Genomic DNA, 19,252 nt, shown 5'->3' on the forward strand with positions numbered 1-19,252 from the left:
TCCGCCGATTGTGCAGAAAATCCCCGTGCCTGAGAAGCGGTATTTTGTGACTTTGATCACCTTTATTTCAGGGCGGCATATTGACAAAACCCGCCCGATCGGCGGTCAGCACAATCCGCTGAATTCAGGGTGCCATCAGGTCGAAACTCCCGTCGTCAGCGGGCTGTAGCGTGACCGGCGGGGCCAGCTTCAGGGTGATCCAGTTTGACGTTACCCGCTGCTGCCGGCTGTCCTCCAGCGTCACCGACAGATGATACTCATTGCTGGCCCCTTCACTGCTGTCCCAGGCCGGAATAATAATGCTCCAGCCCTTAACGCTGGCATTCTCGGCCGGCGGCGTCAGGCTCAGGGCCTGGGTATCGCCCTGCCAGCTGACCGCCCTGATCGGGTTGCTGTTGCGCACCTGTAGCTTCAGCGCCAGGGTTTCACCCGGCTGTACCTGCCACGGCGGGGTGGCGAGGAACACTGACAGCGTTTTCCGCTGGCGGAACTCCATCACCGGGGAGTTATTACGATTGACTTCATCATAACGGCTGCCGCTGAGGGACTTCGCTGCCGCGACATTGCTGGCCGAAAGCTGCTGCCTGAGGGAGACGCCGATGCGGTAATTCATTTTTAAGGCAAACTGATCCTGCGACTCACCGCTATCCCCCTCTTTATGGCTGGCCGACAGGGTGAACAGGGGGACAGGCGTATAATTGACTCCCAGCGACACGGCGGTGGGATTTGACATGGCGTTGCCGCTGTTAAACAGATCGACCCGATTGCCCAGGTACTGTTCATAGCTCAGGCTGACCCCCAGCTGGCGGTAAAACGGTAAATACCCCTGGGTGGTGATGTCATACCCCCGCGCCATGCGCATCTGTGAGGTACTGTTGCGATTTTGCCAGCCGGTCAGGGGATGGTAGTAATTGGCCGAAAACCGCAGGTATTCCCCCCAGGCTTCCGCGCCCAGTGAGCCACGCTGCTGATGAGATTCGAACAGATCATCGACAAACGCGTTGTAGCCGACCCGCCAGCTCCCGGCGATCCAGCGCTGCCCCACGCCGGCATTGCCCACCGTGCCGTAGTCGGTCTGCTGGACGCCGAGCTGGCTGAAGGTCAGATACTGATAGTTATCCTGCCATGGCGTAAAAAGCTGGGCTGAGGTGCCATTGAAACTGCCTTCGTCATCCACCGCCAGCGACACGCTGGCACGGCCATAGGGGGAGAGCAACTGCTCCCCCTCGCTGGCAGCACGCTGGGTGGCCGCATCACGAAACTGATTAAACGCCCACTGGCCGGCCTCCTGACGCAGCGATTTATCGCTGTCGTTGTTCATACTCGCTTCACCGATGCTTTTCGCTGCCTGGGCGATTTTAGCCGCCAGCCCGCTGTCGGTATCGGTGATCCCCATTCCCGGCAGTTGCTGCTGCATCTGACGGAAACGGGCGGGATCGTCAAACGGCGTATCCGGGACGCGCGTTGCCTCATCTAAGGCCAGCGCAGGGGCCAGCGGCAGGCCACAGAGGGCCAGAGAAACCAGCAGGGATGACGAAGGAGAAAACCAGTGGCTGAATCTGTTCATAACCTCAAAAGCAATTTTTTTATCTGTGTAAGTGTGAGTTGCTTCACAAAATCATACCGCTAACCTTAGCACAGAAAAAGCCACGGAGGCGACAGGCCGGCCACCTGCCTCAGCGCAGCCGACGCGGCACTTTTACAGTGACCGCCAGATGGCCACCGCGATACCGCCAAACAGCAGCCATTTGATCGCGTAATAGATCGGCTTGTTCCACGCCTTCAGGCGTTTGCCCACCTTACGCACTGCATAGAGGTATCTGAATACCCGGTTGATGCTGCCGACCCGGTCACTGTCGCCGTTCGGTGCCGCAGCGGCCCCAACCAGATGTCGGCCAAACCAGTGATTCACTGCCTGTGCCCATCGCCCGAGCATGGGCCGCTCAATATCACAAAACAGGATCAGGCGGGGCTGCCCGCTGGTATTTTCAGCATAGTGGATATAAGTTTCATCAAAAATCACCTCCTCGCCGTCGCGCCAGCTGTAGCGCACACCATCGACCTCAATAAAACAGCGGTCATCATTGGGCGTGATCAGCCCCAGGTGGTAACGCAGCGACCCGGCATAGGGATCGCGATGGCGCGGCAGGCGACTGCCGTCCGGCAGCGAGGCGAACATGGCGGCTTTGACCGAGGGAAGGCCACGCAGCAAGGCGGTAGTGTGGGGACAAAGTGTGGCCGCTGAAGGGTGCGCCTCGTCGTACCATTTCAGATAAAAGCGCGTCCAGCCGGTTTTGAAGAAAGAGTTAAAACCTGCGTCGTTACAGCGATCTGACGCTTTGATCTGCTGCAGCGCCAGCAGCGCCTGCCCCTCATCGCGAATAGTCAGCCAGTGTTCTCGTAGCGTCTTCAGCTCGGGGAACTGCGTCGGAGGAAGAAAAGGCGTGGTGGGAATGCGGGAAAAGAGATACATAAAAACGTTGAGAGGAGCGACAAAGGACGAATGGTCGGCCAGCTGTCGCCAGAATCCGTAGCGAACTCTCCCTCTCAGATGCACATACAATACGGTTAAGATCCAGATAATTAACACGAAATATTTCATTATTTTGCCCGTCAGTTGACCGGGATCGTCCAGATGATCCCGCCGGTAAATGTCAGCCTGCGTTATGCGGATGAAAAGAACCTTTCACCGAAAAATCCATAACTGGAGCGAGTATAAAGACTTTTCAGCCGGGCAAAATGGCTGGGGCACGAAAGGCACCGTGAACCGCATCAGGACATAATCAGTCCGCCGTCCACATTGATCGTCTGTCCGGTAATATAGCGGGCATCGTCGGAGGCGAGGAACGCCACCAGCCCGGCGACATCCTCCGGCAGTCCGGCCCGTTTAAGCGGGATCCCCTGCACCCACTCGGCCATCAGCTCCGCTTTACCGTATTTTTTTGCCCCGGTGCTGAGGATCTCTCCCCACACGCGGTCGTTGTAGTCCCACATTTCGCTGTCGATAATCCCGGGACAGAAAGCGTTAACGGTAATATTCCAGGGGGCCAGCTCCTGCGACAGGCTCTGGGTAATGCCGATCACCCCCATCTTGCTGGCGGCATAATGCGGGGTATAGATAAACCCCTGCCTGCCCTGCCCCGACGATGTGTTGATCAGGCTCCCGGAATGCTGCTTTACCATGTATTTTGCCGCTTCACGACAGCACAGCCAGACGCCGGTGGTGTTCACCGCCAGGATTTTATCAAAGTCGGCCTTCGGCATTTTGTCGAAGGTATCAATGGTGATCACCCCGGCGTTCTGGATCGAAACATCGATACGACCAAAACGCGCCGCCGCCTCACGGTACATCGCCTGTACCTGAGCTTCATCGGTGACATCAACCTGTAAGGCAAGGACCTCACTGCCCCACATTGCCTTTATCCGGTCTGCGGTGGCCAGTACACGTTCGTCATTCGACACCATCACCAGGTTCGCGCCGTCGCGGGCAAAACGTTCGGCAATACCGGCACCGATACCGCGACAGGCACCTGTAATCACCACGGTCTTACCACTAAAATCACGATTCATCTGCTGCTCCTTAAGATTGAATGGGGGTGGCAGGCTGCCAGAGAGTGCGTTGTACCGCCTCCTGCCAGCCCTGCCAGCTCTGCTGACAGGCCTCATGCCGCTGCAGATCTGGCTGCCACAGATCGTGCTCGGGCATCAGCGCCAGTAACTGCCGATCGTTCAACTGACCCAGGGTGCGACGGGCCAGCAGCCCGGCCCCTATTGCCGACAGCTCCGGGGTGCTGCTGCGTGCCACCGGGCAGCCCAGCAGGTCTGCCTGGAACTGCATCAGCCAGGGGTTTTGCGTCGGGCCACCGTCCACCATCAGCGTTTCCAGACGGAAGCCCGGATGCTGGCGCATGGCCTCAATCACGTCGGCAATCTGGTAGGCGATGGCCTCCAGCGCGGCGCGGATCAGGTGCGCGGGCGTCACCCCACGGCTCAGACCACAGATCACACCGCGCGCCTGGTCGTCCCACCAGGGGGCACCGGTGCCGGTCAGCGCAGGGACAAAATAGACCCCCAAAGTCGAGTCAATGCTGGCGGGCAGCTCGTGCAGCGCCCGGCTGAGAACCTGCCCCTTCCCGTCCGTCAGACCGGTGGCCTGCGCCATCCACGCTACGCCATCCCCGGTATGGGGAATATTGCCTTCCAGACCGTAAACCAGCCGCTCACCGTCGTGCCAGGCCACCGTGGTTGCCAGCGAAGTGATGCTGGTGTCGGGTGTATCCAGCGGGGCCATCACCGACGAGCCCGTTCCGTAGGTGGCTTTAACCCCCCCCGGTGCCCCCAGCCCATGGCCGTAAAGCGCGGCGTGGGAATCACCCACCATCGCCATCACCGGCAGGCCATCCGCGATCCCCGCCAGACCGCGGGTAACCCCAAACAGGCTGCCGGAGGGGCAAATCTCAGGCAGGGCCGCACGCGGAATGCCAAACAGGGCCAGCATCGACGCATCCCAGTCACCGCTTCGCAGGTTCAGGAGCTGGGTGCGTGCGGCATTGGAGGTATCGCAGCGGAACTGCTGGCCGCCGGTAAGGTTCCACAGCAGCCATGCGTCAATCGTCCCCAGGCAGAGTTCACCGCTCGCTGCCCGCTGGTGGCCATCCGGGGTGTTATCCAGCAGCCAGCGCATTTTCGATGCGGAGAACAGCGGTGCCACCGGCAGCCCGGTGACGGAGCGGATAAGGGTCTCCTGATGGTCGCGCTTGAGCTGCTCGCAGAAGGCCCCCGAGCGGGAGCATTGCCAGGTGAGCGCCGGGCCTGCAGGACGCCCGCTCTGGCGTTCCCAGCCGATGGCCGTCTCACGCTGATTGCTGATCGCCAGCGCCGCCACGCGGTGTTCACCCACCGTGTTCAGCACCTCCCGCAGTACCGTCATTGATGCATTTAACAGAGTCAGCCCATCCTGTTCGACCCAGCCTGGCTGCGGCGTGGCCACGGTCAGCGGCCGTGAGGCTTTCGCCACCAGCTGACCGCGTGCATCCAGCGCCACCGCTTTGACATTGCTGGTGCCTTCATCCAGGGCAACAATCAGATCTCTAGCCATGGCTGACCTCAGAGAGCGGCGCGGCCGCCTGCTTTTTTTCATGGCGACGCATCAGCACCACTTTGCTTTGCAGCTTTTGCTGGAACTGGTCGATGACCACGGCGGTGACGATCACCAGGCCCTTTATCACCATCTGCCAGAAGTCGCTGACGCCCATCATCACCATGCCATCAGCCAGGAAGACGATGACAAAAGCACCGATTATCGAACCGGAAACGCGGCCACGGCCACCCGCCAGCGCGGTGCCGCCGAGTACCGTGGCACCGATGGCGTCCATCTCAAACATATTGCCGGTCATCGGATGTGCGGTTTGCAGCTGCGACGCCACAACCAGCCCGACCAGGGCGGCACAGAGTCCTGAGAAGGCGTAAACAAAGATTTTTACTTTAATAATCGGCACCCCGGCCAGGCGGGCCGCAGACTCATTTCCCCCCGCCGCATAGATATAGCGGCCCAGGGGCGTTTTACGGGTGATATACAGTCCCGTCAGCAGGAAGCCCACCATCAGCCAGATCGGGAAATAGATCCCCAGGAAGCTGCCGGAGCCAAGCAGGGAAAATCCGGTGTTGCCCAACTGAGGCACGCCGACCAGGTTGGCGTAGGTGCTGCCGTCGTTAAACAGCAGCGCGGCACCTCGGGCGATATACATCATGCCGAGGGTACAAATGAACGGTGCGACGCCCAGACGGGTGATCACCGTGCCGTTGATGAAGCCGAGCAGGATGCCAAATACCGCCACCGCGAGGATCACTTCCGGCACGTTGAGGAACAGCACCTGCCCGCCCCAGATCGGTACGCCGCTGGTCAGCAGCGCTCCCGCGACCATACCGCAGATCCCCGCAACCGCCCCCACTGACAGATCAATGCCACCGGTGAGGATCACCAGCGTCATCCCAATCGCCAGCAGGCCGGTGATCGCCACGTGCTGGGTCATAATCAGCAGGTTCGACAGGGTGAGAAAGTTCGGCACCATTACGCTGAAAAAGCCCACCACAATCAGCAGCGCGATAAAGGTTCTGGCCTTCAGCAGGTACATATAGAGCAGATATTTTTGATTCATTTTGTCTTCCTCAGGCCCGCTTATTCATGCGGTGTTGACGCAGTGATTAACGTTTCGCGCGTAACATCGGCGCGCAGGAGATCGGCAGTGATACGCCCGTCGGCCATCACCAGAATGCGGTCGGCCAGGGCCATCACCTCATCCAGTTCTGACGATGAAAACATCACGGCCAGTCCTTCCTGGGCCATTTTGCCGATCAGCTGATACACGTCGGTTTTTGCCCCCACATCAATACCGCGCGTCGGTTCATCCAGCAGTACCACTTCCGGCCCGGTCATCAGCGCCTTACCCAGCACCACTTTTTGCTGATTACCGCCGCTCAGAGAGGTGATCGGCAGGTCGGTATCGCTGACTTTGATCGCCAGACGCTGCACCATCTCGTTCACCTTTTCCGTCTCTTTCTGCGGGCGCAGCAGGCCCAGCGCCCGGCGGAATCCACGCAGGCTGAGATCGCTTAATGTCATATTGGTTTTCACCGACATCATGCCAATCATCCCCTCGCCTTTACGATCTTCCGGTACGAGGGCAATGCCTTTTTTCAGCCGGTACTGGAAATCCCGTTTATCGAGGCATTCGCCGTTCAGCGAAACCGTGCCGTGCTCGCAGCCCATCAGGCCGATCAGGGCTTTGAACAGCTCGGTGCGCCCGGCACCCAGCAGGCCATAGATGCCGACCACTTCACCCTTACGCAGGCTGAAGCCGACGTCATTCAGCTTGTAGCCGCCATCCTGACGCAGCGCCGTCAGCCCGCTGACCTCCAGCACGACGTCCCCCTGGCGGGCCGGGGCATAGTCAAACTGTTTTTTCTTGTCGCCAACCATCTGGGCGATGATCCACGGCACACTGGCGTCACGCACCTCACGCTCACTGATAAACTTCCCGTCGCGGAAAATGGTGATGTGGTCGCCAATCTCCATCAGTTCTTCCAGACGGTGCGAAATGTAGATGATGGTGACGCCGCGCCGTTTTAGCGCGGCAATCACGTTGAACAGCACTTTGACCTCGGACTGACTGAGTGCCGAGGTCGGTTCGTCCATAATCAGTACCCGGGTGTCTTTTGACAGCGCACGCGCAATTTCCACCAGCTGCTGGTGGCCAATGCCCAGTTCCCCGAGCGGCGCATAAGGATCGACATCCAGCTCCAGCCGTTCCAGCAGGGCTTTCGCCAGCTGGTACTGATATTTCTCATTAATCCGGCCGCGCTGGAAAAACTCATTACCGATAAAGATGTTGTCCATCACGTTCATATTCGGGAACAGGTTCAGTTCCTGAAAAATGATGCTGATGCCGTGCTTTTCTGCCTGCTGTGTGGAGTGCAGCGAGACGGCTTCCCCCTCAAGGAAAATCTGCCCGGAAGACGGCACTTCCACCCCGGCCAGCATCTTCATCATGGTCGATTTACCGGCCCCGTTCTCCCCGATCAGCACGTTGACCTTGTTGCGATAGACGCGGTAGTTCACCTGGTCGAGCGCAGTGACCCCGGGATAGACACGTGAGACATTGCGCGCTTCAATCACCACCTCTGACTGCTGTTGACGTTGCGGCAGTGGGTCGATTTGATACTCAGCCATCATGCCCCCTTTACTTACGTACCACGTGGGCCGGCGTAACGTCCGGCGGCGTTTGCGGCACATCCCAACTGCTGAAGACGCCGTCAACCTCGACGTTATCGCCCACTTTCGGCTGCAACTTTTGCACCTCAGCCGAGGCCTGGTTATTGATGGCGCGCCCGTAGTCGCCAAACAGCACCTGATCGTTGAAATCCTGATAGCTCGCGCCCTGATAAGCATCCCGTAGCGCGGTGCCGCGAATAATCGGGCCAATCTGCACCACCACCTCCTGGCCGCTGACGTCTTTCACCGTCATTTTCCCGCTGCGTGAGGTGGTATTCACCGCGGTCACCGCCCCCTGAATTTTCACACTGAACACGCACGGGTTTTCATCCTGACTGCGATATCCCGAAGCCTTGCAGGCGGCGTCAAAATCTTTTGCCGCCGCCAGCGATGCCATCATCTCGCCCAGGGGTTTTGCCGTGCTCACTATCTGCGGCACAATCTTTTGCTGCCAGGTAGCGGTGACGTTTGCCATCGCCGGGTTGGGCGGATTTTTTAAATCGGCCAGCTCCTGCTGCGACACAATGCGGCAGCCTCCGAGGGCTAAAGTGGCCATGGTCAGCCAGACTCGCCTGGACATAATTCTCTCCTTTGCGCCCCCGCAGGGGCGCAGCAACATTATGTAAAAACGTTAACTCAGGATTTGAAATTAAAGTCCTGCACTTTGTCTGCGTTGCCCTGGTTGATCAGGATGCCGCGGAACATAACGCGCTGTTTTTCTGGCTTGATACCTTTCTGCAGGAAGTTGTCGATATCCGTCACGCCCTGGGCGGCGATGGCCTGCGCCTGTAACATCACGGTGGCTTTCAGCGTCCCGGCTTTGACCGCATCGCGTTCGTCATTACTGCCGTCAATGCCAACCACGATCACGTCGTCACGTCCGGCAGCCTTCAGCGCGGCGATCGCTCCCAGCGCGACCGGCCCGTTACCACAGATCACGCCTTTGACATCCGGGTGTGCCTGCAGAATGCTGTCCATGATGCGCTTACCATCGATCAGGGTGCCTTTGGCATCCTGTCGGGCGATGCTTTTCATTTCCGGGTACTGATCCAGCACCTGGTGGAAGGATTTAGAGCGGGTGACGCAGTTATTGTCGGCGAGATTACAGGTCAGTTCGGCATAGCTTCCTTTCTCGCCCATCTTTTCGACGAAGACGTTGGCGACATCGGAACCTGCCTGGAAGTTGTTATGGGTGATCTGCTCCAGGGCGACGTCATCCACAGGTATTTCACGGTTAATCAGTACCACCGGAATACCCGCGTCTTTGGCTTTTTTAATGGCGGCGACGCTGGCGGTAGAGTCGGCGTTATCGAGGATAATGCCCTGCACCTTTTTGCCGATGGCGGCATCTATCAGTTCGCTTTGCTTCTTCACATCTTCACCGTGGGACAGGACGGTGGTTTTATAGCCCAGCGCCTGAGCCTTCACATTAGCGCCTTTCGCTTCAGAGGCGTAATACGGGTTATCCAGGGAGTTCACCAGGATCATAATGGTGCCTTTCTCTGCCGCAAACGCGGCGTGGGAGAAGGTACAGGCGGTCGCAACGGCTAACAGCGTTAAACGCATTTTCATATTGATGTTCTCGCAATTTGTTATGTTGTTATGTGTAGGTACAGCGTTTGATTCTCAGCGTCTCTGGTCTGGGCGAAGCAGGTCTGAAGTCTTACCAAATAGTGAAACCACCATCGATCATCAGATCGGCTCCGGTGATCATGTCGCTGCCGTTGCCGGCAAAAAACAGCACGGCGGCGGCAATTTCGTCCGTGTAGGCAAAGCGTCCCATCGGGATCAGCTGCTTCATCGCCTCCCCTTTTTCACCACGCCAGGCTTTCTCGCCCATCGGCGTCAGCACCACGGTCGGCGACAGGGTGTTTACATTGATTTTGTGCGGCGCAAACTCTTTCGCCATCACTTTGGTCATGCCCAGCAGTCCCGCTTTGGCCGAGGTGTAAGCCACATGGTTATCAATGGCAATGGAGGCCGCCTGCGAGGCGATATTGATGATCTTTCCGCCTTTACCTGCTTTCACCATGCGTTTTGCCACCGCCTGCGAACAGAGGAACGGCCCGGTCAGATTGACAGCGACCTGCTTCTGCCATTCACTAAAGTCAGTTTCCAGCACCGGCTGTAACATCACGTAGCCCGCGCAGTTCACCAGAATGTCGATCTGTCCGTAGTGTGCTTCAACCTGTGCAATTGCCTGCTCGACAGCGTCCGGGTCGGTCACATCACACTGGACAAACTGCACGCGATCGGCGGCAAATTGCCCGGCAACCTCTGCCACTTTGCTCTGTTCAAATGCCGGGTACAGCAGCGCCAGCTTCGCCCCTTTTTCCAGCAGCATCTGGTTGCTGGCCATGGCGATCCCACCGAGCCCACCGGTAACAACGGCGACCTTACCGCTCAAATCGCCGTTAATGTCTACGCCGTAGCGCAGGTTGACGTCATATTCGTGACTCATTTTTCATTCTCTCCTTACGCGGCAACCAGGTTTTCTAACGTAGCTCGCAGACCGTCGGCATCGATGCGAAACTGGCGACGCAGGGCGGCACGGCTGCTGCTGTGGGTAAATTCATAAGGGGGAATACCCAGCGGAACAAAGCGCTGGCGCAGGCTGTGCTGAAGCAGCAGCTCGCCGATAATGCTGCTCAGTCCACCACTCAGGACATGCTCCTCCATGGTGATGACCTGACGGTGGGCGGCGATCAGGGCCACGACGGCCGCTTCGTCCAGCGGCCACAGGGAAGGCAGCGAGACGATAGTGATGCTGTCGTCCTTCGCTGCCAGCGCTTCATGAGCCAGCGTGCCCAGGCAGAACACCACGGTGTCGGTTCCCTGCTGCAACACTTCCGGTTTTCCAGGAACAAACTGATAGTCCGCGTCGTGCAGCAGCGGCACTTTGTCGCTGTCCATGCGGATATAGACCGGCCCCTGATGGCTGATGGCGTGGCGGGCGATGGCGCTGGCCTGGATTGCATCCGCCGGCGCGAAAATCTGCAGATTCCCCATCGAGCGGGCGATGGCGATATCATTAGTACAGTGGTGGGTTGCCCCCAGTGGGCCGTAAGCAAAACCGGCATTCAGGCCGAGCATTTTGACGTTGGTTTCGGAGTAGCAGACGTCATTTTTCAGCTGCTCGTTTGATCGGGCGAACAGGAACGGGGCCGCGTTAGCGGTAAAGACGGTGCGGCCGCTCAGTGCCACTCCCGCCGCCATTCCTACCATATTCTGTTCGGCAATACCGACGTTGATCACCCGATCAGGAAAGGCTTTCTCGAACGGGGCAATTTTTGACGTAGAGGTGGAGTCGGCCACCATCACGCTGAGGTCTGCTCCCTCATTCTGGGCTTGCACCAGCGTAGCAATCACGGCGTCGCGTAAGTCTTGCATGTTTAATCCTCCAGCTCGGCCAGCCCAAGGGCCAGCTGTTCATCGTCAGGTACGGCGTGATGCCAGGCCGGGACGTTGGCCATAAAGGAGATACCGTGCCCTTTTTCGGTATTGGCTAAAATAACGCGCGGTTTACCGATGCCCGGCTGGTTCACGGCGGCGGCTATCGCTTCGGGATCGTGGCCGTTGCATTCGAGCACTTCAAAACCAAAGGCCAGCCATTTATCGGCCAGTGGCTCCAGCGGCATAATGTCCTCTGTTTTACCGGCCAGTTGCAGGCGGTTGCGATCGACAATGGCGACCAGATTTTCCAGCCTGAATTTACTGGCCGACATGGCGGCTTCCCAGTTCGACCCCTCCGCCAGTTCGCCGTCGCCCAGCAGGACAAAGGCCCTGCGATCAGCACGACCAGAAAGTTTGTTCCCCAGCGCCAGGCCGACACCGATCGACAGGCCGTGGCCTAATCCTCCGGAGTTAATTTCCACCAGTTCAGGCAGCTTCTGGTGGATGGGATGCCCCGCCAGCAGCGTATCGTCGCCCATAAACTGGTCAAGGATCGCCGGGTCTATCAGCCCCATCGCCGCCGCGCTGCAGTAAAGTCCGCCAGCGCCGTGGCCTTTTGACAGGATGAAACGATCCTGATCCGGACGCGGACGGCTGCGATCCATCACCGCCATAAACAGGGTGCAGATGATATCCACCTCTGAGAGGTCGGCGCCGGTGTGCCCTTTGCCTGCCCGATGATTCATTTGCAGTACGTAGCGCCGGGCCTGGCGCGCCGTCTGTTTGATTGCCTGAAAATCCATCATTACCTCTTCATCTGTGACGCCGCGGGCGGGATAGCGTGCTGATATGACAGTCTGCTGCGGCAATTTCGTTTTCGAATAAAAATATACGCTATCGTTTGTTATCATATTGTGGGGTTGATCATATTTCAAACAAAAGCACAAAAATAACATAACATCATAATAATCAATAAATTAAGCATTAAAGATGACAATTCAATCCAGTTTCTTAACGTTAAAAGCCAGTTAAATCAACAAAATGACCATTTGTGACTTTCATTCGAAAATGAAAAGTCCCCTTCGCTATCCTCGCAATTGCTCCGGTCGGGGGTTACTATTTAGCGCAGCAGCCCGGCTGGCGGCCCTGCGACCCGCTTTCAGGTAAAGGGAGTGACTGACGTGAAAAACAAAAATGAACAGCTGGCTGATATGCAGCAGCGGCGGGAAAAAATCCTGGAAATGATCCGTGAGGATGGCACCGTCACGGTGAAAAGGCTGAAAGAGACGTTCGGCCTGACGGAGGCGACGCTGCGCACCGACCTGCGGATATTACAGAAAGAGGGGCATGTGCAGCGCTATCACGGCGGCGCCACACTAATGACCGGCAAGCAAAATACCGGCGCGCTGCTGCTGGAACGGCAGACCCATATGGAGGCGAAAGATGCCATTGGCCGGCTGGCAGCCCGACATATCGAAAACGGCGATACGGTGATTTTCGATTCCGGCACCACCACCACCGCTATCGCCAATCATATGGCACATATCCGGCGGCTGTCGGTGGTCACAAATGCGGTGAATATCGCCCTGAAGCTGGGCGGGGAGCCGGGGATCAATATTCTGCTCACCGGCGGTACCTTTAAGTTTCCGACCCTGTCCACTTCGGGTGAAAAAGCCGCCAGCTTTTTTGAAAACGTGCTGGCAGAAAAGCTGTTTCTGGCGACGGCCTGTATCTCCCCCCGTCTGGGCCTCAGTTTTCCCAGCGAAACCGATATCAAAGTGAAAAGTGCGATGATCCATTCAGCCAGCACGGTTTATGTGGTGGCCGATTCCAGCAAAATCGACAAAGTCTCGATGTTTGCGCTGCCGTGTGACTGGAGCAAAATCCACTATCTGATCACCGACAGCGGCATCAGTCAGGCGTCGATCTCGGCCTTTGAAGCGCTGGGGATCACCGTACTGGTGGCGACCTGAACGGCGTCGGGGCGATAAAGGCTCACTACTTCGCCCACAATTAACAGACTGGGTGACTGCGGCTGGTGCAAGGCCACGGCCTGCGCCAGCCGGTCAAGACGGGTGATCAGGGTGCGCTGGTCTGCCCTTGTTCCCCGCTCGACGATCGCCACCGGGGTAGCGGCATCACGCCCGGACAGGATCAGCTGTCCGCTTAAGGCTTCACACCAGGTCAGCCCCATATAAAACACCAGCGTCTGACGTGCGTCGCGCAGGCTTTCCCAGTCAAGTCGCGGTTTCCCGTCACGCCCGTGACCGGTAATAAAGCGCACAGACTGAGCCAGGTCACGGTGAGTCAGCGGGATGCCGCTGGCGGCAGCACAGCCGGTGGCAGCAGTAATACCGGGCACAATATGGCAGGTAACTCCGGCTTTTTGCAGCCACACCATCTCCTCACCGCCCCGGCCGAAGATAAAGGGATCCCCCCCTTTCAGCCGGACAACCTGCCGCCCGGCGCGGGCCAGATCTTCCAGCAGCTGGTTAATCTGCGACTGTTTCATCCCGTGGAAGCCCGGCGTTTTTCCGACGTCGATGCTCAGTGCACCAGGCGGGATCAGCGCAAGGATCTCCGGGCTGACCAGCCGGTCATAGACAACCACTTCCGCCTGTTCAATCAGACGCAACGCGCGAACCGTCAGCAGATCAACGGCACCCGGGCCGGCTCCTACCAGCCATACGGCCCCCTGCTGGCCGGGAACCATATTCCCGGCCAGCAGTTTATCAAGAGAAGGAATTTTCGCAGTCATCGGTTACCCTCAAGCGGTGATCGTTTTTCCGGCCTGCACCATTGGCGTGCTGGCGACCCATACCTGTCCCTGCTCTACTTTCACCGGCCAGCAGCGCTGTGAGAGGGCCGGATTATCCAGGCTCTGCCCGTCCCGCAGGCGGAAACGCTGTTTGTACAACGGCGAGATCACCAGCGCATCACCACCGCTGTCCCCGAGCAGACCGCGCGACAGCACGTTGGCCCCGGTTCCCGGCTCCAGATCGTCCAGCGCGTAAACCTTATCGTCCAGGCGGAACAACGCAATCGGCTGTGAGCCCAGCCGGGCACCTATCCCTGCCTGCGGTGGAATGTCCTCGATCTGGCATACGGCATTCCACAGCGAGGTGGGTTGCACCTCGTTGACCGAACGACGGAACAGCGCCACGCGATCGGGGCTGGCCAGCGTGGTCTGCCATTCACACTGGTAGCTGTCGACCACGCGCTGCATATCCGCTTCCAGCTCGGCGGCCACGCCGAGGACGTCATCAATCACCACCTGACGCAGATAGGTCAGGCCCCCTTCGAGGTTATCCATCCATACGCTGGTGCGCTGCAGGCGGTCAGCGGTACGGATGTAAAACATCAGCAGGCGGTCGACGTAACGCAGCAGGGTTTCATCATCCAGATCGCTGGCAAACAGATCGGCATGACGCGGTTTCATTCCCCCGTTGCCACAGACGTAAAGGTTCCAGCCTTTGTCGGTGGCGATCACCCCGATGTCTTTACTCTGGGCTTCGGAGCACTCCCGCGTACAGCCGGACACCGCCATTTTGATTTTGTGCGGTGAGCGCAGGCCCTTGTAACGGTTCTCCAGCCGGGCGGCAAAGCCCGTAGAATCCTGTACGCCGTAGCGGCACCAGGTGGAGCCCACGCAGGACTTCACGGTGCGCAGCGATTTGCCATAGGCATGGCCGGTCTCAAACCCGGCGGCCAGCAGCTTCTGCCAGATTTCGGGCAGTTGCTCCAGCTGGGCACCAAACAGATCGATACGCTGCCCGCCGGTGACTTTGCAGTAAAGGCCATATTCACGGGCTATTTCACCCATAGCAATCAGTCCTTCGGCGCTGACCTCACCGGCTGGCATCCTGGGCACGACCGAGTAAGTACCATCCTTCTGGATATTGGCAAAATAGCGGTCATTGGTGTCCTGAAGCGGTAGCAGAGCTGGCGTCAGCAGATACTCGTTCCAGCAGGAGGCCAGCATCGACCCCACCAGCGGCTTACAGATCTCACAGCCGCAGCCGCGCCCGTGTTTAGCCAGCAGCTGTTCGAAGCTTTTGATGTTGCCGACGCGGATCAGCGAATAAAGCTCCTGCCGTGACCACGGGAAGTGCTCGCAGATATCTTTCTTCACCTCCACGCCCAGATCGGCCAGTTGATACTCCATCACCTGTTTAACCAACGCGGCGCATCCTCCGCAGCCGGTGGCGGCTTTGGTGCTGGCCTTCAGCGAGGCCATATCACTGCACCCGGCTCTGACTGCGGCGCAGATGTCTCCTTTGGTCACGTTATGACAGGAACAAACCTGAGCACTGTCCGGCAGTGCCGCCACGCCCAGCGCTTTCGATGGTGCTCCAGCGCTCTGCGGCAGGATCAGGGTTTCCGGTGCATCCGGCAGGGCCATGCCGTTGAGCATCATCTGCAGCAGAAGGCTGTATTCGCTACTGTCTCCGACCAGCACGCCACCGAGCAGCGTTTTACCATCGGCGGACACCACAATCTTTTTATAAATTTCATGGGGTTCATTGGTCCAGTAATAGCTCTGGCTGCCCGGGGTGGTGCCGTGGGCATCCCCCATTGAAGCCACTTCCACCCCCAGCAGTTTGAGTTTGGTACTCATATCTGCACCGCTAAAGGCGCCCGCTTCCCCGGCCAGGGTCGCGGCCAGCACGCGTGCCATCTGGTAGCCGGGGGCGACCAGACCATAGAGATTGCCCTGCCAGACGGCACACTCACCGATGGCGCTGACGGCGGGATCGGAAGTCTGGCAGCGGTCATCAATGACCACGCCCCCGCGCCGCCCCAGGGTCAGCCCGGCTGAGGCTGCCAGGTGATCGCGCGGGCGGATCCCCGCCGAAAACAGCACAAGGTCGGTTTCCAGTTCGCTGCCATCGGCAAAATTGAGCCGCAGCGTGCCGTCTTTCTGCACGTCAATGCCCTGACTGGCCTTGCCGGTCAGTACCTTAACCCCGAGCGCCTCGATTTTACGGCGCAGCATCGCAGCCCCGCCCTCATCAAGCTGTACCGCCATCAGCCGTGGAGACAATTCCACGACTGATGTCTCCAGCCCCAGCGTCTTCAGCGCATTGGCCGCTTCCAGCCCCAGTAATCCGCCGCCGATCACCACGCCGCGTTTTGCCGTGGCTGCCCTGGCTGCGAGGGAATCCAGATCGTCCAGTGTGCGATAGACAAAGCAGGACGCGTGCTCACTGCCGGGGATTGGGGGCACAAACGGGCTGGAACCGGTCGCCAGCACCAGCCGATCATAATTTTGCACGCGCCCGTCGGCTTCGCGCACCTGCTGTTGCTGGCGGTCGATAGCGACGATCTGACGCCCGGTGCGCAGTTGTATGCCGTTCTGTTCCATGAATCCCGGTGGCACCAGCGACAGTTCGGCGTGCCCCTTACCGGCAAAGTATTCCGACAGGTGGACGCGATCATAGGCGACATAGCGCTCCTCGCCGTACACGACAATCTGATACTGCTGATGAAGCGCCAGGCTGACCATCTGCTCCAGAAAGTGCTGGCCGACCATGCCATGCCCGATGACCACCAGCGTGGGTTTGCCGGCGGCTTCAGCCGCGTTGCCCGGGGCGGGTACTCTGCTTTGTGAATTGCTCATCATTGTCACTCTCTGAAAAACCCAAAAAAAAAGCGCCCACCCCCCTGCCTGATGCAGGGAGCTGGACGCCGTTATCCGAAGAGGGGTTTCACCGCCATTGGCGAAACCGCTCCGTTTTATGTTGTGTTACCTTTGCGCAGGCGACTACTTTTTCGCAGGTTCAAACGCAGAAGCCACCGCCATCAGCGCGCTGGCAATTTCCACCATGCGCTTGTTCTGGTTCATCGCCATTTTACGTAATGCCTGCCAGGCCTGTTCTTCACCGTAGCCGTGATGGTGCATCAGCAGTACCTTAGCGCGATCGATCTGCTTACGATCTTCAATGCTGGCGCGCAAAGCAGCCAGCTCGTCATCCTGATCCTGTAGCCGTTTTGACTGCTGCTGGATCATCGCCAGCAGCGACCGTCCCAGCCGTGGGGTGAGAGCATCGGCCTCCAGCGGCTCTGCCGGGGACGTTTTCTGCCAGTCCTCCGCGGCGATAAAGACGCTCCACGCCGGCTCATTTGCCCGGTTTTGCATCTGCTGCTGGAGCAGGTCGTCTGTCAGGCTCTGACCCTGCGCCTCGGCATGTGCAATACTCTGCCGGCAGCGCTGCATCACGGCACGCGCCAGCCTGTCCTCGACAGTTTTCATACCGTCAATTCGCCGTGTCAGGCACTGATGCCAGCGCAGCGCCATTGCTGCATCCGGCTCATCCTGACATAACGTGGTACAGGCAATACGCCTCAGTCGCTCGATGTCGCTCTCTTCCTGCGCCACCTGCTGCCAGCGTTGCAGACTGTCATCGTCTGCAAAACCGACAAAATGGCTAAAACAGCGTTCCTGGGCATCTATCAACGCCACAATCTGCTGGCTCAGCGCCATCGTCAGTCTTCCTGAGGCAAACCCCGCCGCCCCCATGGCGCGCTCCTGACCGGCCAGTTCTTTACCCTGCATAAAGCTGAACATAGCAATCAGCGCGCGGGAAACACCGGGGTCAGAGGCTGTATCTACCATCTCAAATATCAGGTTCAGGAGCTGGCGAATAATATGGTTAAACTGCGCCATCGCCGCATCATGGGAGAGGGTACGCTGCTGTACCTGCTCGCGCAGAACGTCCCGTTCACCCAGCGCCTGTAGCGCTGTAGCAATCCGGCTATACAAGCGGCTGGAGACCAGCCCGTCGCTGTCGTCCTCTGGCAACGCAGGCAACAGGGCAATGACCTCGCTCTGGCTGTGTCTGACACGACGACTGCACTGTGACAGTTCGTCACCGAACATCTGCCCTGTCGTACAGAGCCACAGATTACTGGCCCCGCGCTCCCGCTGGATTTCATGGATCAGTTGACTGACCTCTGTGGTCAGTCGGCCCTTCTGTAAAAGGGAGCGCAGGCTGGCGATTTCCCGCTGACGCGAAGCCAGCAGGTACGCCAGCGGAGAAGGATCACCCCCGCTCATCGTTCATACCCTGCTTTTTTTTCATCGACCTGACACTCCCCCTCTCGTCGCGCACCGCATGGATACCGCCTGGCACTTCCCTGAAAAAGGGCGCGCCGACGGAGGTCATTAACCGGCTGCAATCAATCAGTCATGCTGCTGCGTTCGCGTATGTTAATGTCAGGCATCGCGTGGTTTTCAGGCGGACAGCATAGCGCAGGACGGAATACTGATTATTGATACTAATCAAATTGCCGTTTTGTCACCTTTCAGGCAAACTCTGTCACGCCCGCCGCCCGCATTAACATGTTCATCCGGCGTCCGCAATGGTTTCCATTCCCAAAAGCGTCAGGTAAACTGACGTAAGAATTATCTTTATGTAAACCTGTGAATTTTCCTCCCGGAACGTACAGGCCACACCGCGTTTAATCACGCGTTCCTGGAGTCGCTCAGAGTCGCCCTGTCGCATCTGAAAAGAACCCGATTATTTGATGATATTCACGAGGACTAAAGTGAAAATTAGCATCGCGTTTACCCTGCTGGCCGCGCTCACGTTATCAGGGTGCAAAACGCCCCCTCCTCCGGTCAATGATGATACGGTCATGACCAGTGTCGTCGATGGCGCGACGCTAACACATCGACATGCGGTGAAAGCGCCTACGTCCTTCACGCCTGTGAATGAGAACTATCGCGCGCTCTACAATGCCTCCGTCATGACCAGCCCGGACTATGGCGGCAAAGTGGTGCGCTATCTGGAAAACGGCAAACCTTTTCTGGTACTGGGTGAAGTGGAGAACCGCTGGTTTGCCATTGCTGACGTCGATCAGCAGCAGCTGATTGGTTACGTACCGCTGAAAGCCGGTGTGAAAAGTGAGCTGTACGACGCCACAGTGCGCAGCGATCGTCCACGGCCGCGTAAAAACAGCAAAAAAGTATGCGTCGATGTTGGCGGCAAGAGTAAAGCCTGCCGCAACAATAATACGGCGACCTGGATTCTGGAGTAACGCGCTTATTAAGGCACTGTGCTGCCAGGGATGGCAGCCAACGCGTTT

General features: G+C 58.4%; 15 protein-coding genes and 1 pseudogene. 2 read left to right on the top strand and 14 right to left on the bottom strand.

The window, feature by feature from the left end:
• Positions 1–124 precede the first annotated feature (124 nt).
• The 11 genes from K6L24_RS12250 to K6L24_RS12300 all read right to left on the bottom strand — a co-directional run bounded on the left by K6L24_RS12250 (position 125) and on the right by K6L24_RS12300 (position 11,967).
• Positions 125–1,567 (bottom strand): YchO/YchP family invasin, encoded by a 1,443-nt coding sequence (locus K6L24_RS12250; RefSeq protein ID WP_062743524.1) that lies wholly within the window; start codon positions 1,565–1,567, stop codon positions 125–127.
• A gap of 132 nt (positions 1,568–1,699) precedes the next feature.
• On the bottom strand, positions 1,700–2,602 hold the full coding sequence (lpxO, locus tag K6L24_RS12255) for a lipid A hydroxylase LpxO (protein WP_187509238.1): 903 nt from the start codon (positions 2,600–2,602) through the stop codon (positions 1,700–1,702).
• A gap of 170 nt (positions 2,603–2,772) precedes the next feature.
• Positions 2,773–3,570 carry a glucose 1-dehydrogenase gene (locus K6L24_RS12260; RefSeq protein WP_222681506.1) on the bottom strand — a complete coding sequence of 266 codons (798 nt, stop codon included), beginning with the start codon at positions 3,568–3,570 and terminating at the stop codon, positions 2,773–2,775.
• A gap of 10 nt (positions 3,571–3,580) precedes the next feature.
• The gene (locus K6L24_RS12265) at positions 3,581–5,098 is read right to left on the bottom strand and encodes an FGGY family carbohydrate kinase (RefSeq protein ID WP_222681507.1); all 1,518 of its coding nucleotides are present in this window, start codon (positions 5,096–5,098) and stop codon (positions 3,581–3,583) included.
• A complete protein-coding gene (locus tag K6L24_RS12270) occupies positions 5,091–6,158 on the bottom strand; it encodes an ABC transporter permease (protein WP_222681508.1) in 1,068 nt (355 codons plus the stop codon). Before K6L24_RS12270 ends, K6L24_RS12265 begins: the two co-directional genes overlap by 8 nt.
• A 20-nt stretch (positions 6,159–6,178) precedes the next feature.
• Positions 6,179–7,729 carry a sugar ABC transporter ATP-binding protein gene (locus K6L24_RS12275; protein WP_118664243.1) on the bottom strand — a complete coding sequence of 517 codons (1,551 nt, stop codon included), beginning with the start codon at positions 7,727–7,729 and terminating at the stop codon, positions 6,179–6,181.
• 10 nt (positions 7,730–7,739) lie between these two features.
• Positions 7,740–8,351, bottom strand: a complete 612-nt coding sequence (locus tag K6L24_RS12280; RefSeq protein ID WP_222681509.1) for a DUF2291 family protein — start codon at positions 8,349–8,351, stop codon at positions 7,740–7,742.
• A gap of 56 nt (positions 8,352–8,407) precedes the next feature.
• Positions 8,408–9,343, bottom strand: coding sequence for a D-ribose ABC transporter substrate-binding protein (locus K6L24_RS12285; protein WP_062743531.1), 936 nt, complete (start codon positions 9,341–9,343; stop codon positions 8,408–8,410).
• Positions 9,344–9,434: 91 nt separating this feature from the next.
• Positions 9,435–10,232, bottom strand: coding sequence for a GolD/DthD family dehydrogenase (locus K6L24_RS12290; RefSeq protein WP_062743532.1), 798 nt, complete (start codon positions 10,230–10,232; stop codon positions 9,435–9,437).
• Between the two features lie 14 nt (positions 10,233–10,246).
• A complete protein-coding gene (locus tag K6L24_RS12295) occupies positions 10,247–11,161 on the bottom strand; it encodes a transketolase family protein (protein WP_222681510.1) in 915 nt (304 codons plus the stop codon).
• 2 nt (positions 11,162–11,163) lie between these two features.
• Positions 11,164–11,967 (bottom strand): transketolase, encoded by an 804-nt coding sequence (locus K6L24_RS12300; protein ID WP_062743651.1) that lies wholly within the window; start codon positions 11,965–11,967, stop codon positions 11,164–11,166.
• Between the two features lie 378 nt (positions 11,968–12,345).
• Here K6L24_RS12300 and K6L24_RS12305 point away from each other — a divergent pair, with 378 nt between their 5' ends.
• Complete coding sequence (locus K6L24_RS12305; protein ID WP_062743652.1) at positions 12,346–13,137, top strand: DeoR/GlpR family DNA-binding transcription regulator; 792 nt, start codon at positions 12,346–12,348, stop codon at positions 13,135–13,137.
• Here the strand turns inward: K6L24_RS12305 and cobA are convergent.
• From cobA to K6L24_RS12320, 3 genes and pseudogenes are all read right to left on the bottom strand, one after another.
• Positions 13,080–13,922 (bottom strand): uroporphyrinogen-III C-methyltransferase, encoded by an 843-nt coding sequence (gene cobA / locus K6L24_RS12310; RefSeq protein ID WP_118664246.1) that lies wholly within the window; start codon positions 13,920–13,922, stop codon positions 13,080–13,082. The genes K6L24_RS12305 and cobA overlap by 58 nt on opposite strands.
• A gap of 9 nt (positions 13,923–13,931) precedes the next feature.
• Positions 13,932–16,808 (bottom strand): annotated as a pseudogene (gene nirB / locus K6L24_RS12315) (nitrite reductase large subunit NirB); the annotation flags it as partial.
• 120 nt (positions 16,809–16,928) lie between these two features.
• Positions 16,929–18,221, bottom strand: a complete 1,293-nt coding sequence (locus tag K6L24_RS12320; protein ID WP_222681512.1) for a nitrate regulatory protein — start codon at positions 18,219–18,221, stop codon at positions 16,929–16,931.
• 470 nt (positions 18,222–18,691) lie between these two features.
• Here K6L24_RS12320 and K6L24_RS12325 point away from each other — a divergent pair, with 470 nt between their 5' ends.
• The gene (locus K6L24_RS12325) at positions 18,692–19,204 is read left to right on the top strand and encodes an SH3 domain-containing protein (RefSeq protein WP_118664249.1); all 513 of its coding nucleotides are present in this window, start codon (positions 18,692–18,694) and stop codon (positions 19,202–19,204) included.
• The last annotated feature ends 48 nt before the right edge of the window (positions 19,205–19,252 follow it).

Origin of the sequence: Erwinia persicina (assembly GCF_019844095.1) — a bacterium.
In the GTDB taxonomy this organism is placed as follows: Bacteria; Pseudomonadota; Gammaproteobacteria; order Enterobacterales; family Enterobacteriaceae; genus Erwinia; species Erwinia persicina.

Excerpts from the sequence above, each read along its gene's own strand:
- K6L24_RS12250 (WP_062743524.1), bottom strand. The coding sequence starts at position 1,567 with ATGAACAGATTCAGCCACTGGTTTTCTCCTTCGTCATCCCTGCTGGTT.
- lpxO (WP_187509238.1), bottom strand. The coding sequence starts at position 2,602 with ATGAAATATTTCGTGTTAATTATCTGGATCTTAACCGTATTGTATGTG.
- K6L24_RS12260 (WP_222681506.1), bottom strand. The coding sequence starts at position 3,570 with ATGAATCGTGATTTTAGTGGTAAGACCGTGGTGATTACAGGTGCCTGT.
- K6L24_RS12265 (WP_222681507.1), bottom strand. The coding sequence starts at position 5,098 with ATGGCTAGAGATCTGATTGTTGCCCTGGATGAAGGCACCAGCAATGTC.
- K6L24_RS12270 (WP_222681508.1), bottom strand. The coding sequence starts at position 6,158 with ATGAATCAAAAATATCTGCTCTATATGTACCTGCTGAAGGCCAGAACC.
- K6L24_RS12275 (WP_118664243.1), bottom strand. The coding sequence starts at position 7,729 with ATGGCTGAGTATCAAATCGACCCACTGCCGCAACGTCAACAGCAGTCA.
- K6L24_RS12280 (WP_222681509.1), bottom strand. The coding sequence starts at position 8,351 with ATGTCCAGGCGAGTCTGGCTGACCATGGCCACTTTAGCCCTCGGAGGC.
- K6L24_RS12285 (WP_062743531.1), bottom strand. The coding sequence starts at position 9,343 with ATGAAAATGCGTTTAACGCTGTTAGCCGTTGCGACCGCCTGTACCTTC.
- K6L24_RS12290 (WP_062743532.1), bottom strand. The coding sequence starts at position 10,232 with ATGAGTCACGAATATGACGTCAACCTGCGCTACGGCGTAGACATTAAC.
- K6L24_RS12295 (WP_222681510.1), bottom strand. The coding sequence starts at position 11,161 with ATGCAAGACTTACGCGACGCCGTGATTGCTACGCTGGTGCAAGCCCAG.
- K6L24_RS12300 (WP_062743651.1), bottom strand. The coding sequence starts at position 11,967 with ATGGATTTTCAGGCAATCAAACAGACGGCGCGCCAGGCCCGGCGCTAC.
- cobA (WP_118664246.1), bottom strand. The coding sequence starts at position 13,922 with ATGACTGCGAAAATTCCTTCTCTTGATAAACTGCTGGCCGGGAATATG.
- K6L24_RS12320 (WP_222681512.1), bottom strand. The coding sequence starts at position 18,221 with ATGAGCGGGGGTGATCCTTCTCCGCTGGCGTACCTGCTGGCTTCGCGT.
- K6L24_RS12325 (WP_118664249.1), top strand. The coding sequence starts at position 18,692 with ATGATATTCACGAGGACTAAAGTGAAAATTAGCATCGCGTTTACCCTG.